The following is a 16351-nucleotide window of genomic DNA, read 5'->3' on the forward strand; positions in this document are numbered from 1 at the left end:
CGCGGCTTCCTCCATTTCACGGCGGGCCGCGGCGGCGGCGGGGGCGAGCAGGCGGCGCGACAACTCCAGCTTCAACGTGATCAACGACAGCGTATGGCCGAGCAGGTCGTGCAGGTCGCGTCCGATACGCTCGCGTTCCGCCGCCGCGGCCAGCCGGCGGACCTCGTCGTGCGACAGTTTCAGTTCGGCGTCGCGTTGCGCGTTGAAGCGATAGATGACGTTGACCGAACCGACCGACAAGGCGATGAACGACAGGGTCGCCATGACCGCGAACGGCCACGACAGCAGAAACCATGCCGTGGCCATGAAGCCGGCGATGACCGCCGCGATGCCCATGAAGCATCGCCTGGGCACCCCGTCGAAGCCCATCATCGCGCAGGCGTAGATCACATAGCAGGCGCCGCCGCTGGTGTTGAACTTGAGCGTGGCATATCCCATCAGGGCGACGGCGATCGCGTACAACCTCGCCTCGCGTACCGGACGCACGTAGCTCAGGCCGTAAAGGATCAGGAACAGGGGAAACGTGATGGCGGTCGCCGGGATCCAGTACGGACCGAGCTTTTCGGCGAAGACGAGATCGCCGAAGACGTACACGGTCCACACGAGGTGGAACAGGCTGCCGATGCGCAGCCTCGGCTTGTCGCGGTAGCGGTTCCAGAGCGAATCCGGCGTTGGCTGGAACCACGAGGGAACCATGGGAGTGTCCGTGGAAAGGCGTGCGCCCATGCTACTTCAACCGTGACGGCGCAAGCGACGCGCCGCGATGGCCACGAAGGCGATCGTGAAGCCGGCCAGGACGACCACGTGCACGGCGTCGCCGCCGTCGCCCAGGCCCACCGCCGAAAGCGCCAGCCGGTCCAGATGGTATGCCGGCCATAGCGGTGCGATGGACTGAAGGAAGGGCGGCATGACCGGCAGCGGAATCCACAGGCCGGAGAGGAAAGCCATCGGCAGGTAGATGAGATTGACCACGCCGGGCGCGCCCTGCCCTTTTACCAGCGTGCCCAGCAGCAGGCCCATCGCGGAGAACGGCAGGGAACCGAGCACTTCGACGCCGAAGAACCCGGCGGCGCGGGAAGGCGGCAACGCGGCACCGGCCACGAAAATCGCCAGGCACAGCAGGATCGAAGCGACGATCGCGGCCACGAGCAAGGCCATGCACATCTTGCCCAGCAGGTACGCGCCGGGTGGCATCGGCAAGGCGCGCTTCAGCGTAAGCAAGCCGCTGTCGCGTTCCAGCGCCAGCGACACCCCGAAGCCGAACAGGCCCGGCGCCATGACGCCAAAGGTGCCATACGAGGCCAGCAGGTAGCGCGGTGCATCCGCGCTATTGGCATGGCCGAGGAAGATGCCGAACATCACGTAGAACACCGATGGGAACAGCAAGGTCGGCAGCAGGAATCCCGGGTTGCGCAGATAGCGCAGGCACTCGGCTTTCGCCTCCTGCACGTATGCGCCGAGGAGACGTGCCGGCGTCATGGCAACCACGGTGCCGGCGGTGTCGATGGCGGTCATGCGGCCTCCTGTGCGGCATCGGCGTCGCGGGCGATTTCGGTAAAAGCTTCCGCGAGGCCGGCGCGCTGCACTTCCAGATCCGACAGCGAGGGATCGGCGTGCAGCAGGCGCCTTACGACCACCTCCGCGTGGGTGGTCGCGATCGCCAGGCGGTCCTGCCGTGCCTCGACCGACGCGACATCCGGCCATCCCGCCACGATGCCCGGATCGAGCGAGGTCAGGCAGCGAATTCGCCGCAACGCCACGCGCGCACGGAGCGCGTCCACGCTGCCTTCGGAAACGACCTTGCCCTTCGCGATCACGCAGACGCGGTCCGCGAGCGCCTCGGCTTCCTCCAGGTAATGTGTCGTCAGCACCACCGCGCAGCCGCCGGCCACGAGTTGCCGGATGCCCGTCCATAGCGACTGCCGCGCCGTGATATCCATGCCGACCGTCGGCTCGTCGAGGAAGAGTATTTCCGGACGCCCGGCCATCGCCATGGCGAACTGGACGCGTCGTTGCTGGCCGCCCGAGAGGGCGCCATAGCGCCGGCCGAGCAGGTCGGCCACCCCGGCAAGGGCCGCGCATTCGGCCAGCGGCCGCGGGTCGGGGTAATAGCTCGCCGTCAGGCGAAGCAGTTCGCCCACCTTCAACGTCGCCGGCAGGTTCGCGGCCTGCAACATCACGCCGATACGCCGGCGCGGACCGATATCCTGCGGATCTTCGCCGAACAGCGTCACGCTGCCACTGTCGGCGCGATGCAGACCCAGCAGCAGGCCGATGCATGTGCTCTTGCCGGCGCCGTTCGGGCCCAACAGGGCCAGCAGTTCGCCGCGGTGGATATCCAGGTCGATCCCGTCGAGCGCGACGACCGCGCCATAGCGTTTTCCAACGTGTTCGAGGCGTGCGATGCGAGTGTCGTTGTTCATGTGCCCTCCCTTGCGTCGCAACATAATCCCGCGCAAGTCCTTGGCGGCAGTCGCTTGCGTCATTGTGCGGATGTGACAACCGTCACCCGGGGGTTACACGGCCAAAACCCGCATGCTATGCTGGCCGAATAATCCCTTTACATATAGATACTTAGCGGCGCCTTAGGGATTGGATCGAAACCGGGCCGCGTCACCAGTCGAGGAGTGGGTTATGGGCGTCATCGATCTTCTGCGCGCGATGCGCGACTTCGGCGGCACGCCGCGCACGCGTGGCCTGCCGGATGAAACGATCGAGCGTTTCGCCGCGATCGACCCTTCCCTCGTTCGCGCCATCGAAGACGCCGTGGCCTATCACCAGGCCTTGCGCGCCGAGTTCGGCGACCTGCTCCGTCTGGACGAGGCCGAACAGATCCAGCGCGTGCAGTCGTCCCTGGTCAACTTCTATCCCGACGACGGCGTGAACCCCTATGTGCCGGCCGCCGCGCGCGGGCCATGGATCGTGACGCTGAAGGGCGCCGTGCTGCACGACAACGGCGGCTACGGCATGCTCGGCTTCGGCCACAATCCCGAGCACATCGTCGAGGCCATGTCGCGTCCGCAAGTGATGGCCAACGTCATGACGGCCAACGTCTCGCAATGGCGCTTGTCCAACGCCTTGTTCAAGGAGCTGGGCCGGACACGTGATGGCAGGCCTTATTCGCACTTCATGTACCTCAACTCCGGGTCGGAATCGGTCACGCTGGCGGCGCGCATCGCCGACGTCAACGCGCGCCTGATGACGGACCCGGGCGCACGCCATGCGGCACGCACGATCAAGCGGCTGGCCGTGAAGGGCGCCTTCCATGGCCGCACCGAACGCCCCGCCCTCTATTCGGATTCGTCACGCCGGAACTACCAGCAACACCTGGCGAGCTTCCGCAACGAGGACAGCCTGATCACGGTCGAGCCGTACAACGTGGCCCAGCTGAAGGCCGCGTTCGCCGAAGCGGACCGCCAGGGCTGGTTCATCGAAGCGATGTTCCTCGAGCCGGTGATGGGTGAAGGCGACCCGGGCCGCGCGCTCACGCCGGAGTTCTACGCCGCCGCGCGCGAACTCACGCGCGAACACGGCACCTTGCTGCTGGTCGATTCGATCCAGGCGGGTTTGCGCGCGCACGGCGTCTTGTCGATCGTGGACTATCCAGGCTTCGAGTCCCTGGAAGCGCCGGACATGGAGACCTTCTCCAAGGCGCTCAACGCCGGCCAATACCCCCTTTCCGTGCTCGCCGTGACCGATCGCGTGGCGGGCCTGTACCGCAAGGGCATCTACGGCAACACGATGACCGCGAATCCGCGCGCGCTCGACGTCGCGGTGGCGACGTTGCAGGAACTCACCGACGAGGTCCGCCGCAATATCCGCGAACGCGGCCAGGAATTCGTCCGCAAGGTCGAAGCGCTGAAGGGCGAGCTTGGCGGCCTGATCACCAAGGTGCAAGGTACGGGGCTGCTGTTCTCCTGCGAGCTGGCGTCGGAGTTCAAGTGCTATGGCGAGGGTTCCACCGAGGAATACATGCGCGAGCGCGGCATCGGCGTGATCCACGGCGGCGCGAACTCGCTGCGCTTCACCCCGCACTTCCGCGTGACGAGCGCCGAGGTCGACCTCATCGTGGACGAGATCCGCCACGCATTGAAGGAAGGCCCGCGCCGCTCGGCCTCGTCGACGAAGGCGGCCTGACCGGCGTAAGCTCCACCCGCCGGATTGCCGGCGTCACGTTGGGGTTCGCCATGCGTACGCAGATTCGTGTCTTCGCCGTAGCCTCCCTCCTCGCTTTCGCTGCCGGCGCGGTCGCCGCGCCGCAGCAAGCACCCGCCAAGAAGGACCTCACGCCGCAACAGCAGCGCATGAGTACGTGCAATTCGCAGGCCGCCGGCAAGAAGGGCGACGAGCGCAAGACGTTCATGAGCAGCTGCCTGAAAGGCGAAGCGCCGGCCAAGACCACGCAGCAGGACAAGATGAAATCCTGCAACAAGGACGCCTCCGCGAAGAGCCTGAAGGGCGATGAGCGCAAGGCGTACATGAGCACCTGCCTGAAGGGCTGAGCAGGCCGAGGCGGACTGGCCCGCTGCCGCGGGATCGCCGACAAGGTCGGCTCCCACCAGGGCACGGATGGGTGGGAGCCACTTCAACTGTGGGGGCCGCTTCAACTCTGGGAGCCGTTTCAACTCTGGAAGCCGTTTCAGCTGTGGGAGCCGCTTCAGCGGCGATGGGTGCTTGCCTCGACCTGGCCCGCTGCCGCGGGATCGCCGACAAGGTCGGCTCCCACCAGGGCAGAGGTCCTACCAGGGCGGAGGTCCCACCAGGGCTGAGGTCCTACCAATGGGCATAGGTTTCCACCAGAGCGTAGCAACCGGCTCTGGTGGGAGCCGACCCTGTCGGCGATGCTTCGAAGGCGCCCGGCACCGCCCATGCGACAATTCCCGCATCATCGCCGCCGAATCCGCGCCCCCATGAAAATCGTCGAAGTCCGCCATCCCCTCATCCAGCACAAGCTCGGCCTCATGCGCCGCGCCGGGATCAGCACGAAGGAATTCCGTGAGCTAGCCTCCGAGGTCGCGGCGCTGCTGACCTACGAGGCCACGGCGGACATGGAGACGGAGTGCAAGACCATTGAAGGCTGGGCGGGCCCGGTCGAGGTCACCCACATCAAGGGCAAGAAGGTCACCATCGTGCCCATCCTGCGTGCCGGCCTCGGCATGCTCACGGGTGTCCTGGAAATGATTCCCGCCGCGAAGGTCAGCGTGGTCGGCCTGCAGCGCGACGAGGAAACGCTGGAACCCGTCGCCTACTACGAGAAGCTCAGCGGGGGCATGGACGAACGTACCGCGATCATCGTCGATCCCATGCTCGCCACCGCGGGCACCCTGGTCGCGACCGTCGACATGTTGAAGGCCGCCGGCGCACGGAAGATCAAGGGCCTGTTCCTGGTCGCGGCGCCGGAAGGGCTGAAGCGCATCGAGGCCGCCCATCCCGACATCGAGATCTACGTGGCCTCGATCGACGAGCGCCTGAACGAACTGGGCTACATCCTCCCCGGGCTCGGCGATGCCGGCGACAAGATCTTCGGGACCAAGCAAAAACCGTCCTGAACCCCGGAGTCGCCGTTTCCGTCACATCCCGCTGTCATAAAACTGAGGCACACTCCGCGAGCGAACCGGCAGGGGAACGCCACGTCAGGGGATGGCGCGTGCTTTCGGGTCGCAATCATCAACGACTCGAGGGGACATCGAATGCGTTCGACCACGTCACGGCGCGCCATCTGGGCAGCGCTGGCAGGACTCACCGCCGTACTTCCGTTGCAGGCGGCCGATCTATCCATCACCCAGTTTCGCGTCCGCGGGCCATCCGGCGGCAACGATGAATTCGTGGAGCTGCAGAACACCGGCGCCACACCGCTGGACGTCTCGGGCTACAAGCTCAACGCCTCGAACGCGAGCGGCACCACGGGCACGCGCCTGACCCTTCCCGCCGGCACCACGGTGGCGCCGGGCTGCTTCCTGCTGCTGGCCAACGGCGCCAGCTCGGGTTACTCCGGCAGCGTCGTGCCGGACATCAAGTATTCGACCGGCGTCACCGACGACGGCGGCATCGCCCTGCTCGACGGATCGGGTGCGACGATCGACCAGGTCGGTCTCGGCGCCGGCTCGGCTTATAAGCTGGGTACGCCGTTGGCCAGCCTCGGCAGTTCGAACACCGACCAGGGCTACGCCCGCAAGACCACCGGCAACGGCTTGCCGCAATCCACCGGTGACAACTCGGCCGACTGGGTCAAGGTCGCCCCGACCGCACCCCGCGCCAGCACGTCTCCGTGCGCGGTGCTGGGACGGAGCCTGTCGATCGCCGACGCGACGATCAGCGTGCGCAACGGCGACGACCAGCGGATGCCGTTCACGGTATCGCTGAGCGAGCCGGCTCCGGCCGACGTCACCGTCCATGCCGCGACCGCCGACGACACCGCCACCGTCGCCGCGGGCGACTACGATGCCGTGGACACCACGCTGACCATTCCGGCCGGTGCCACCAGCGGCACCGTCGAGGTCACCGTGCACGGCGCCAAGGCGGCCGGTCCGGACAAGGCGTTCCGCGTGAACCTGTCGGACGTCTCCGGCGGCGACGTGACGATCGCCAAGGGCTCGGCCATCGGCGCCATCCTCAACGAGATCCCCATCGCCGCCGAGATCTGGCAGGTCACCGGCCGTGGCCAGGTGTCGCCGCTCGTCGGCAAGCGGGTTTCCACGCATGGCAATGTCGTCACCGCGGTGGGGCCGGCCGGCTTCACGATCCAGACGCCCGACGACCGCGCGGACGACGATCGCCTGACCTCGAACGGCATCTACGTCTTCACCAGCGGTGCGCCCGGTGTGAAGGCCGGCGACGTGGTCGACGTCGAGGCGACGGTCGACAACTATTTCAACCTGCCGGAACTGAAGAACGCCACGATCACCACCACGATGCACGGCGCCCGCCTGCCCAAGGCGGTGACGTTCGGCAACAACGTGCCGTCGTCGGACCCGAACGCCCTGTCCTGCGGCGAGACGAACTTCCAGTGCTATGTCGGCATGCGCGTCACGATCGACAACGGCATGATCACCACGGGCAACCTGCGCTTCAGCAATGAGCCGTTCGCCGAGGTCTACGTGACCGCCAACGGCAAGCGATCCCTGCGCGAGCCGGGCGTGCGCTACACCGTTCCCGTGCCGGATGGCGTGAACCTGCCGAACTGGTCGGGCAATCCGCAGGTGTTCAAGATGAACACCGCCGACTTCGGTGCCGTCGCGCCCGACACGCCGTTCAACGCGGGCACCACCTTCCGCGCGGAAGGCGTGATGTCGTACGCCTTCGGCATGTACACCTTCATCCCGACCAAGATCGACATCAAGAAGGCGGCGACGTTGCCGCGTGCCGTCGATTCGCGTCCGTTCTACGCCGTGCGTGTCGGCGCGCTGAACACCGAGCGTTTCTGCGATACGGACTTCAACACGACCTTCACCTGCAGCGGCGGCGATACCGAGCCGACGGCGGACGAGGTGAAGCTGAAGACCCAGCGCCTGTCGGCCTATATCGGCGGCGTACTGAAGCTGCCGGACATCCTCTCGGTGGAGGAAGTGAAGAGCCTGCAGGTGTTGCAGGGCCTCGCCAAACAGCTGGGCGACGATTATCCGGCCCAGTATGAGGCGATCCTGCAGCCGGGCCACGACCCCAGCGGCATCAACGTGGGCTTCCTCGTCCGCACCGACCGCGTGCGCGTGCTCGACGTCCGTCAGCTCGGTGCCGACGAGACATGGCAGGACCAGGGCCAGACGGCCTTCGTCCACGACCACCCGCCGCTGCTGCTGACCGCGGAAGTGCCCTCGATCGTCGGCCGGATGCGCATCAACGTGATCTCGGTCCATCCGAAGGCACGGCAGAACGTGGACAAGACCGGCAGCACGGCCGATCGCGACCGCCAGAAGCGCTTCCTGCAAGCCCGATCGCTGGCGACCCAGGTGCAGGCGATCCAGACCGATCGGAAGAACCTGCTCGCTCCCCTGCTGGTGGTTGGCGACTTCAACGCCTACCAGTTCAGCGACGGCTTCACCGATGTCGTCGGCCTGATCTCCGGCCGTTACGACGACAGCCAGAACCTGCTGAAGCTCGGCACGAACCTGGTGAAGCCCGCGCTCTGGAACGCCGTGAATTCGGTGCCGCCGGATGACCGTTATTCGTTCCTGTTCACGGAGAACTTCGGCAACATCCAGGGCCAGAGCCCGCGCCAGGTACCGACCCACCAGGTGCTCGACCACGCGCTGCTCAACACGGTCGCGCAGGGCCTGTTCCTGCAGATGAAGTACGGCCGCGGCAACCTCGATGCGCCGGTACAGACGCTGGACGATTCGGCGTCGGCCACCGACGTGCACAAGGCTATCGGCTCGTCGGACCACGACGGTTTCGTGGTCGACATGATCGCGCTGCCGCTGAGCCTGTTCTGATGAAAAGGCGCCCCGCTTAGGCCCGGCGCCATATCGCCGCTTCAGCGGCGAAGCCAGGTGTCCTTCGCCCCTACAACCAAAGCGATATGGAACGGGTCACGCGTAACTGAAAGGATGATGCTTGCCGCCATGACGGCGAAAGCACTTTCTCGCAAGGACTGCGAACATGACGCCCTCTACGAAAGCCCTGCTGATCGCGCCTTCCGTGAAGGAGGCGGACGGTGCCTTTCTCCGGCCTGACATGATTCCGCTGGGTCCCAGCGTATACATCCCTGGCTACGACAGAACCGCGATCGGCGACACGATCACGTTGACCTGGACGGGCGGGCCAACGAGCGATGGTCGCTGGACGGAACAGAAGGTGATCGACACGATCGACGACGATATCGTCTTCCACGTTCCCGCCCTGGTGCTCGCAGCCGCCGAAGCGTACGAAGCCGTCACGGGTTATGTCCTGAGGCGACAGGGCAGCGATATCGATGAGCCGTCGGACACGGCTACTTACATGGTGCGGAATCATCCGCCCATACGTACCATCCAGGTGCGGGACCAGAACGGGTTGCCAACGTCCGTCATCGATCATGCGGCCGAATGGTTCGAGGCGGAACTCCCGGAAGAAGTGAGCATTTCCCTTCAGCAAGGCGACGAGATCGTCTTCTGGCTCCGCACCATGGACCTGTTCGCGTCGACGACCATCCTGGCCACCTCGGAAGCGGCGACTATCCGCTTTGACGAGGATAGTGCGCAGCACCCTGTCCGCCACCGGTTCGGCAGGCACATCGTCGTGGCCAATCATGGCAATACGCTGTTGCTGGACTGCGCGATCGTTCGCGCGAATGGATACGTCCAGCACGCGGAGACCAACGTCACACTGACGATCACGCAAGAACCCGTGTCCCTGGGCAAGGTACTGACGGCGCAACTGCATGAGGATGAAGTTTTCCTGGACCGACCGGGATTCGAAGAAGGCCTCGCCGTGTCCATTCCGTACCAGGCGGAAATGAAGGGTACGCACATCCGGTTCTGCCTGGGCGAATACAGAACAAGCCCCATCCCGGCAAGGGAAGGAAAGCTCGTGGAGGGGCTGATCCCCAACGACGAGTTGCATCGTCAGGCCAGCACCAACGGCTATCTCTACTGCCTTGCAGTGAAAGGGAGCGATGCCCAGGAGATTGTCATCGAACGCTCCCTGCGACGGCACATGACCATACGGCACAGCCGAACGGTTCCTCCCTTCCCCGAAGCCGATGTATCCCTGGAAGCACCGTCCATCGATGGATACATACAGGGTCCCATCGACCAGGCGCATTTCCCGGGCGGACCCTTCGCACGCATTCGCGCGCAGGCGGGAATTGCAACGGGAGACATCGTCACGTACCGATTTCACACGCCCGCTGGCTTGCTGACGTGGGAGAACTCGAGCACCATCGGGGACCCTGTCGGCATGGACGTCGTTCGCAGGATCCCCATGGCGAACGTGGCCTATTATCGATACGCGATGCCATCGCTCTACTATTCGGTCGAGAGCGTGGCAGGCGAGCGGCGATTCTCGCCGAGGCTTGAGGTCACGATCAGGGAATACGCTCCTCGCTCTTTGTACCACCTGGCTTGCTCGATGAGGGAAAGCCTGGAGGGCGAGGCGCTGATTCACTGCCCTCCCGATGCTACCCTGCTACTGGTCGTGGAAGGCAACTTCCTCGGACTCGCACTACATGATCGCCTCGTCGTCATGCTGCGGGGGGCCACCATTGAAGCGTCCACGGTCATCGAGAGCACGATCGATACGGAACCGGATTCCCGGTGGACGCTGCCGGTGCCAGCGGCCGTCATCCGGGACAATGCCGGCCACGACATTTTCTATCGCGTAACAAAGATCCGTGGGCGCTACATCGAACACACGCCATTCAGGGCGTTGCACGTCGACGCTCAGGCGTAGGCTTGGGCGACCACGGACGCGCGAACCCGACGTGCGCATCGCGCACCTACAGCGAAAGCCATATGGAAGCCGTCATGGCGGACGCGCACGATGGCACTCCCACCCGTCTGGAGACGGGTCTCGCCACGCATGGAGAGCGACGATGGTCATCTATACGGACGGAACCCTGGCTGCACCCACGGTGGATGAAGCGGACGGCGACTATCTGCGACCGGACATGATGCCGCTGGGCCCGACGGTGAGGATTCCCCTCCATGCGGACAGCGCGCCAGGCGACGAACTCACGCTGACCTGGACGGGCGGTCCATCGAACGACAGCCACTGGACGAGCCGGCGGACACTGGCGGCGGCTGGCGAAGCCTGCGTCTTTCGCGTTCCGTTCCTCGTGCTCGTCGCTGCCAATGCCTACGACATCACCACACACTACGTCCTCCGCCGCGCCGGCTCCGATGTCGACGAGATGTCGTACTCCGCCACATTCACGGTGCGAGACCATCCTGCCTTCTCGTTCTTGCAGGTCTACGACCAGGACGGCGGTCCGACCGACGTCATCGCCCACGATGCCCCATGGTTCGAGGCACGATTGCCGGATGACATCGCCATGTCACTGGTCGAGGGCGACGAGGTCGTCATTTCGCTGAGGGGTGTCGTCAGCCAGCTCGGTTCCTCGATGATCGAGGCCGCTTCCACGCTCTTTAGCCTTCCTGTCACGGCTGCCAACGCGGGATTGCCCGTGCGGGCACGGTTCGCCCACGAACTCATCGTGGCCAACTATGGCGATCGCATGCTGCTCCGCGCCGCGATCGTCCGCAAGAGCGGATATATCCAGTATCCGTTCGCCGACTACGAAGTGACGGTCACCCGGGCTACCGAACTGCTGACGCCGGTGCGCACCGACGAACTGAGCGGCGACGAAGTGATACTCGATCAGCTCGAACCCGGCCAAGGCCTCGCCGTCTCCGTGATCAATCAGGCACAGACCGAAGGGGCGGTCGTCAGGTTCTATCTGGCCGATTCCGGGACGGAGGCCTATCCGGCGGGCGACGGCTCCGTTGTCGATGGAACGATTTCCCGCGAGATCCTGGAACGCCACGGCGACAGCAACTGCCATCTTTATTGCCTGGCGATCAAGGAAGGGGATGACGGTTTCGAGACCATTGTCGGCCGTTCGCCGAGGCGGCGGATCACGATTCGACGCAAGGCCGCCACCGACCCACTGCCTCGCCCCGATCCCCTGCTCGCCATGCCGACGATCGACGGCGTGCCGTCCGGGCCGCTCGATCGGGCAAGGTTTCCCTCCGGTCCGTTCGCACGCATTCCCGCCAGCGCCGATATCATGGAAGGCGACCTCGTCACGTTCGTCCTTCGCGTCGCGGAAGGCGTGGTGGCCTGGAAAGAGAGCATCCTCGTCGATGCCGACCTCGAAGGGTTCGACCTGCTTCGCCGCATACCGCCATGGTTCCTGGACTACGCACAGGACAAGCATGGCTGGCTTTACTATTCCATCGAGCGAAACATCGAGGCGCCTCGCCATTCACCGTCGAGCGAGATCTCCATCAGTGCCTATGTTCCACGCATTTTCTATTCCTATGCGTGCTCGATGAAACGCAGGGAAGACAACGCCAACCTGATCGAATGCCCTGCCGACCAGCCACCCTGGCTCAGCGTGCAGAACGCCGTCTTGCGATTAGCTCCGGGCGACCGGTTGGTCGTCACACTGCTCGGGAACACGTCCGCGACATCCGCCACGATCGAGGTCGTCATCGACGGCGGGATGGAACCGTGGCTCTTCGTGGATATCCCGGCCGACCTCATCTGGCGCAATGCGGGACGTGTCCTGCGTTACCGGACGACGAAGATTCGTCTTGGTCACATCGACCATTCGCCTTACCAGACACTCGGAGTCCTGCCCATCGAAGGCGGTCGTGCCGGGCCACGGTCGAGGCCCGCCGGCGTCGGTCGGCGCCTGCTGGGACTGTTTCGCCGGGACGTGCCCGGCGAAACGCCGCGGTAAGGCCTTCGTCAGGCGGCGAAACGATCGGTCGCGGCGACCAGTTCCCTGGTGATGCCAGGCTCGAACGCCGAATGCCCGGCATCCTGGACGATGCGCAGGTCCGCGTCCGGGAGGGTCCGGTGCAAGTCCCATGCGCTGCGCGCCGGGCAGACCACGTCGTAGCGGCCCTGCACGATGACCGTGGGGATGTGGCGGATCTTGTGTGCGTCACGCAACAACTGCCCATCGACCTCGAAGAAACCCGCGTTGACGAAGTAGTGACACTCGATGCGCGCGAAGGCGAGGGCGAATTCGTCCTCGCCACTGGAGGCGATATGGGCCGGGTCCTGATAGAGATAACTCGTCGCGCCTTCCCACACCGACCAGGCACGCGCCGCGGCGAGGCGCACCGCCGGGTCGGCACTTGTCAGGCGGCGGTGGTAGGCGCTGATGAGATCGCCGTGCTCCGCTTGGGGAATCGCGGCAAGGTAGGTTTCCCAGGCATCGGGGTATAGCTGGTTGCAACCCTCCTGGTAGAACCACTCCAGTTCGGAACGGCGAAGCATGAAGATGCCGCGCAGCACGAGTTCGGAGACGCGTTCGGGATGGGTCTCGGCATACGCCAGCGCCAGCGTCGATCCCCACGAGCCACCGAAGACCTGCCACTTTTCGATACCCAGGTGCTCACGGACGCGTTCAATGTCCGCGACCAGATCCCAGGTGGTGTTGTCGGTCAGTTCCGCGTGCGGCGTGGATTTGCCACACCCGCGCTGGTCGAACAGCACGATGCGGTATTTCGCCGGGTCGAAGAAGCGCCTGCAACGCGGGTTCGTGCCGCCGCCCGGGCCCCCATGGAGGAACACCACCGGCTTGCCCTTCGGGTTGCCGCTTTCCTCGTAGTAGAGGGTGTGCAGCGGCGACACCTTGAGCATGCCGCTGTTGTACGGCTCGATCGCCGGGTAGAGGGCGGGGGAATCCTGGGCCATGAGGCGGGGTCCTGCGGAGTTTGGGGAAGAAGGGAAGGCTAACCGGGCGCGACGCGGGATGCCACACGTCCATCGCCGCTGAAGCGGCTCCCACAAAGCCGCGCTCCGCCAGCTCCCACCACAGCGGATGCCGCCCTTACAGGAGCTTCCCGGGATTCATGATGCCGTTGGGGTCCCACACCGCCTTGATCCCGCGCATCAGGGCGATCTCGGCCTCGCTGCGGACGCTGCCGAGCCAGGGCTTCTTCACCAGCCCGATACCGTGCTCGGCGGAAATCGAGCCGCCGTGCCGTGCGAGGGTCTCCACCAGCATCGAGGTCACGTGCTCGCATTGTTCGACGAACGCCGCGTTGTCGAGATCCGCCGGCTTCAGCACATTGATATGCAGGTTTCCATCGCCGATGTGGCCGAACCAGACGACGTCGAAATGCGGGTACTCGGCGGACAGCAGGTCCTGCATTTCCGCCATGAACGCCGGCACGGCGGAGATCCGCACCGACACATCGTTCTTGTAAGGCTTGTGCGGCGCGAGGCTTTCCGTGATGCCTTCGCGCAAGCGCCACAAGGCGGCGGCCTGCCCTTCGCTCGAACTGATCGCGCCATCGACTACCCAGCCTTCACCGAGGCAGAACTCGAAGAAGGCCAGCGCATCGGCTTCGGCACGCTCGTCGGCCACGTCGAACTCGGTGACCACATAGAAAGGGTGTGCCTCGTCGAACGGCCGCTGCGCGCCGTGCGCGAGCACATGGTGCAACGCCCTGTCGGTGAAGAACTCGAAGGCTTCCAGGCGAAGGCGGTGCCGCGCTTCCGCAAAGACCTTCATCAGCGCATCCATCGCGGGCACCGCCAGCAGCATCACCTGCGAGGGCGGCGGCGGCGAGGTGAGCGACAAGGTGGCCTCGACCACGATGCCGAGGGTACCTTCCGAGCCGATGACGAGGTGGCGAAGGTCGTAGCCTGAAGCGTTCTTGACGAGGCCACGATTGAGGTCGAGCACATCGCCCGTGCCCGTCACCACCTTGAGCCCGGCGACCCACTGCCGGGTATTGCCATAGCGGATCACCCGGATGCCGCCGGCGTTTGTGGCGATATTGCCGCCGATCTGGCACGACCCACGGGCGGCGAAATCCACCGGGTAGAGCAGCCCCCGCTCACGCGCGGCATTGTGTACCGCTTCCAGTGCGATCCCCGGCTGCACCGTCAGCGTGCGGTCGATCGGGTCGAAACCGAGCACGCGGTTCATCCGGTCGAGGCTGAGCACCAACTCCCCGCTCGCCGCCACGGCACCGCCCGACAGGCCGGTACGGCCCCCCGAAGGCACGACGGCGACTCCCTGCGCATTCGCCCAGCGCACGACGCCTTGCACCTCTTCGATGGACGAAGGCCAGGCGATCGCCAGCGGGGCCGGCGTCCAGCGCCGGGTCCAGTCGCGACCGTGGTGCTCCAGGTCGCCTGGGTCGGTCGATATCTTCAGCTCGGGCAAAAGGCGGGCAAGCTCGGACAGGCGCGGATCGGTCATGGGGCGGTTCGCTCGGCAGGGCCCCCAGCGTGCCAGCAGAGACGGCGACCGTCCATGGTCCGCCCCGCCCCGGGTATCTGGCATAGTGGAGTCTTCCCCTCAGGATCGCCCCGGACCATGAAGCGCACGTCGTACCCGAAAGAAGACATCAAGGTGTTGCTGCTCGAAGGCGTCAGCCGGAGCGCCCTGGATACCTTCCGCCAGGCCGGCTACTCACAGATCGAATTCCACGAGAAGTCGCTGCCCGAGGACGAACTTCGCGAGCGCATCGCGGACGCGCACATCGTCGGCATCCGCTCACGCACCCACCTCACCGCCGGCGTCCTGGCCGAGGCACGGCGCCTGATCGCGGTGGGTTGCTTCTGCATCGGCACCAACCAGGTCGATACGGCCGAGGCCGAGCGATTGGGCGTACCGGTGTTCAACGCCCCCTACTCCAATACCCGCAGCGTCGCCGAACTGGTCATCGCCGAGACGATCATGCTGGTCCGTCGCATTCCCGAGAAGAATGCCGAATGCCATCGCGGTGGCTGGTCGAAGTCGGCGGCGGGCAGCTTCGAGGTACGCGACAAGGTGCTGGGCATCGTCGGTTACGGCCACATCGGTACCCAGGTGGGCGTACTGGCGGAATCGCTGGGCATGCGCGTGATCTTCCACGATGTCGAAGCGAAGCTTTCGCTCGGCAATGCCCGTCCGGCGGCGAGCCTCGACGACCTGCTCGAACGCGCCGACGTGGTGACGCTGCACGTGCCCGAAACGCCGCAGACGCGAAACCTCATCGGCGCGGCGGAAATCGCACGCATGCGCCCCGGCTCCATGCTGGTGAATGCCTCGCGTGGCACGGTCGTCGACATCGACGCGCTGGCCGCCGCCTTGCGTTCGAAGCATCTCGCCGGCGCGGCGATCGACGTCTTCCCTGTCGAGCCCAAGGGCAACGACGATCCCTTCGTCTCCCCGCTGGTCGGCATGGACAATGTGATCCTGACCCCACACGTCGGCGGCAGCACGGCCGAGGCCCAGGAGAACATCGGCATCGAGGTCGCCTCCAAGCTGGTTCGCTACAGCGACAACGGCAGCACGCTGTCGGCCGTGAACTTCCCCGAGGTGTCGCTGCCGGGGCACCCGACCAGCCGCCGCCTGCTGCATATCCACCGCAACATCCCGGGCGTGCTCTCGCGGGTGAACGAGGTGTTCTCGCGTGCCGCGGTGAACATCGACGGCCAGTACCTGCAAACCTCGTCGCAGGTCGGCTACGTCGTGATCGATGTCACCACCACTGAAGAACATGCCGCCGCGTTGCGTAACGAACTGGCGGCGATCGAGGGCACTTTGCGGGCTCGCGCGCTTTACTGAGTGCGGCGCCGGGCTCGGCTTCGCCATCGGTTTTTCTGCGGCGAGGCAGGGGGAGCCGCTTCAGCGGCGATGGGTGCTTGCGAAAACCTGCCGCGTCGCCGCAACTGACCTCCGCTTTCACAGCCCCCCCACCTC

12 protein-coding genes are annotated in these 16351 nt (G+C 65.4%); 7 read left to right on the forward strand and 5 right to left on the reverse strand.

All coding sequences use genetic code 11. The features are described 5' to 3' along the window. The 3 genes from ACR9ZJ_RS10870 to ACR9ZJ_RS10880 all read right to left on the reverse strand — a co-directional run. On the reverse strand, positions 1-696 hold a 696-nt coding region (locus ACR9ZJ_RS10870; protein ID WP_481287761.1), incomplete at its 3' end, for a histidine kinase. A 36-nt stretch (positions 697-732) separates the two neighbouring features. Then, on the reverse strand, positions 733-1515 hold the full coding sequence (locus ACR9ZJ_RS10875; RefSeq protein WP_481279766.1) for an ABC transporter permease: 783 nt from the start codon (positions 1513-1515) through the stop codon (positions 733-735). Beyond that, on the reverse strand, positions 1512-2423 hold the full coding sequence (locus ACR9ZJ_RS10880) for an ABC transporter ATP-binding protein (RefSeq protein WP_481279765.1): 912 nt from the start codon (positions 2421-2423) through the stop codon (positions 1512-1514). Before ACR9ZJ_RS10880 ends, ACR9ZJ_RS10875 begins: the two co-directional genes overlap by 4 nt. Positions 2424-2634: 211 nt before the next feature. Here ACR9ZJ_RS10880 and ACR9ZJ_RS10885 point away from each other — a divergent pair, with 211 nt between their 5' ends. The 6 genes from ACR9ZJ_RS10885 to ACR9ZJ_RS10910 all read left to right on the forward strand — a co-directional run bounded on the left by ACR9ZJ_RS10885 (position 2635) and on the right by ACR9ZJ_RS10910 (position 12379). Further along, positions 2635-4137, forward strand: coding sequence for an aminotransferase class III-fold pyridoxal phosphate-dependent enzyme (locus ACR9ZJ_RS10885; protein ID WP_481287762.1), 1503 nt, complete (start codon positions 2635-2637; stop codon positions 4135-4137). A gap of 50 nt (positions 4138-4187) precedes the next feature. Beyond that, positions 4188-4502 carry a PsiF family protein gene (locus ACR9ZJ_RS10890; protein ID WP_481279763.1) on the forward strand — a complete coding sequence of 105 codons (315 nt, stop codon included), beginning with the start codon at positions 4188-4190 and terminating at the stop codon, positions 4500-4502. Between the two features lie 408 nt (positions 4503-4910). Then, on the forward strand, positions 4911-5549 hold the full coding sequence (gene upp, locus ACR9ZJ_RS10895) for a uracil phosphoribosyltransferase (RefSeq protein ID WP_481279762.1): 639 nt from the start codon (positions 4911-4913) through the stop codon (positions 5547-5549). Between the two features lie 141 nt (positions 5550-5690). Beyond that, a complete protein-coding gene (locus ACR9ZJ_RS10900) occupies positions 5691-8429 on the forward strand; it encodes a lamin tail domain-containing protein (RefSeq protein WP_481287763.1) in 2739 nt (912 codons plus the stop codon). A 166-nt stretch (positions 8430-8595) separates the two neighbouring features. Beyond that, a complete protein-coding gene (locus ACR9ZJ_RS10905) occupies positions 8596-10365 on the forward strand; it encodes a hypothetical protein (RefSeq protein WP_481279760.1) in 1770 nt (589 codons plus the stop codon). 142 nt (positions 10366-10507) lie between these two features. Continuing rightward, complete coding sequence (locus ACR9ZJ_RS10910) at positions 10508-12379, forward strand: hypothetical protein (protein WP_481287764.1); 1872 nt, start codon at positions 10508-10510, stop codon at positions 12377-12379. An 8-nt stretch (positions 12380-12387) separates the two neighbouring features. Here ACR9ZJ_RS10910 and pip read toward each other — a convergent pair whose 3' ends face one another. Further along, positions 12388-13344 (reverse strand): prolyl aminopeptidase, encoded by a 957-nt coding sequence (gene pip, locus ACR9ZJ_RS10915; RefSeq protein ID WP_481279758.1) that lies wholly within the window; start codon positions 13342-13344, stop codon positions 12388-12390. A 136-nt stretch (positions 13345-13480) separates the two neighbouring features. Beyond that, positions 13481-14863: an FAD-binding oxidoreductase gene (locus tag ACR9ZJ_RS10920; protein WP_481287765.1), complete on the reverse strand. Its 1383-nt coding sequence runs from the start codon at positions 14861-14863 to the stop codon at positions 13481-13483. Positions 14864-14980: 117 nt separating this feature from the next. Here ACR9ZJ_RS10920 and serA point away from each other — a divergent pair, with 117 nt between their 5' ends. After that, entirely contained in the window at positions 14981-16216 is a 1236-nt protein-coding gene (gene serA, locus ACR9ZJ_RS10925) for a phosphoglycerate dehydrogenase (protein ID WP_448098395.1), read from the forward strand. The last annotated feature ends 135 nt before the right edge of the window (positions 16217-16351 follow it).

The organism is Luteibacter sp. KNZ12-1A (assembly GCF_056755675.1).

Bases quoted from the DNA above. Each gene is read 5' to 3' on its own strand.
- ACR9ZJ_RS10875 (WP_481279766.1), bottom strand. From the start codon at position 1,515: ATGACCGCCATCGACACCGCCGGCACCGTGGTTGCCATGACGCCGGCA.
- ACR9ZJ_RS10880 (WP_481279765.1), bottom strand. From the start codon at position 2,423: ATGAACAACGACACTCGCATCGCACGCCTCGAACACGTTGGAAAACGC.
- ACR9ZJ_RS10885 (WP_481287762.1), top strand. From the start codon at position 2,635: ATGGGCGTCATCGATCTTCTGCGCGCGATGCGCGACTTCGGCGGCACG.
- ACR9ZJ_RS10890 (WP_481279763.1), top strand. From the start codon at position 4,188: ATGCGTACGCAGATTCGTGTCTTCGCCGTAGCCTCCCTCCTCGCTTTC.
- upp (WP_481279762.1), top strand. From the start codon at position 4,911: ATGAAAATCGTCGAAGTCCGCCATCCCCTCATCCAGCACAAGCTCGGC.
- ACR9ZJ_RS10900 (WP_481287763.1), top strand. From the start codon at position 5,691: ATGCGTTCGACCACGTCACGGCGCGCCATCTGGGCAGCGCTGGCAGGA.
- ACR9ZJ_RS10905 (WP_481279760.1), top strand. From the start codon at position 8,596: ATGACGCCCTCTACGAAAGCCCTGCTGATCGCGCCTTCCGTGAAGGAG.
- ACR9ZJ_RS10910 (WP_481287764.1), top strand. From the start codon at position 10,508: ATGGTCATCTATACGGACGGAACCCTGGCTGCACCCACGGTGGATGAA.
- pip (WP_481279758.1), bottom strand. From the start codon at position 13,344: ATGGCCCAGGATTCCCCCGCCCTCTACCCGGCGATCGAGCCGTACAAC.
- ACR9ZJ_RS10920 (WP_481287765.1), bottom strand. From the start codon at position 14,863: ATGACCGATCCGCGCCTGTCCGAGCTTGCCCGCCTTTTGCCCGAGCTG.
- serA (WP_448098395.1), top strand. From the start codon at position 14,981: ATGAAGCGCACGTCGTACCCGAAAGAAGACATCAAGGTGTTGCTGCTC.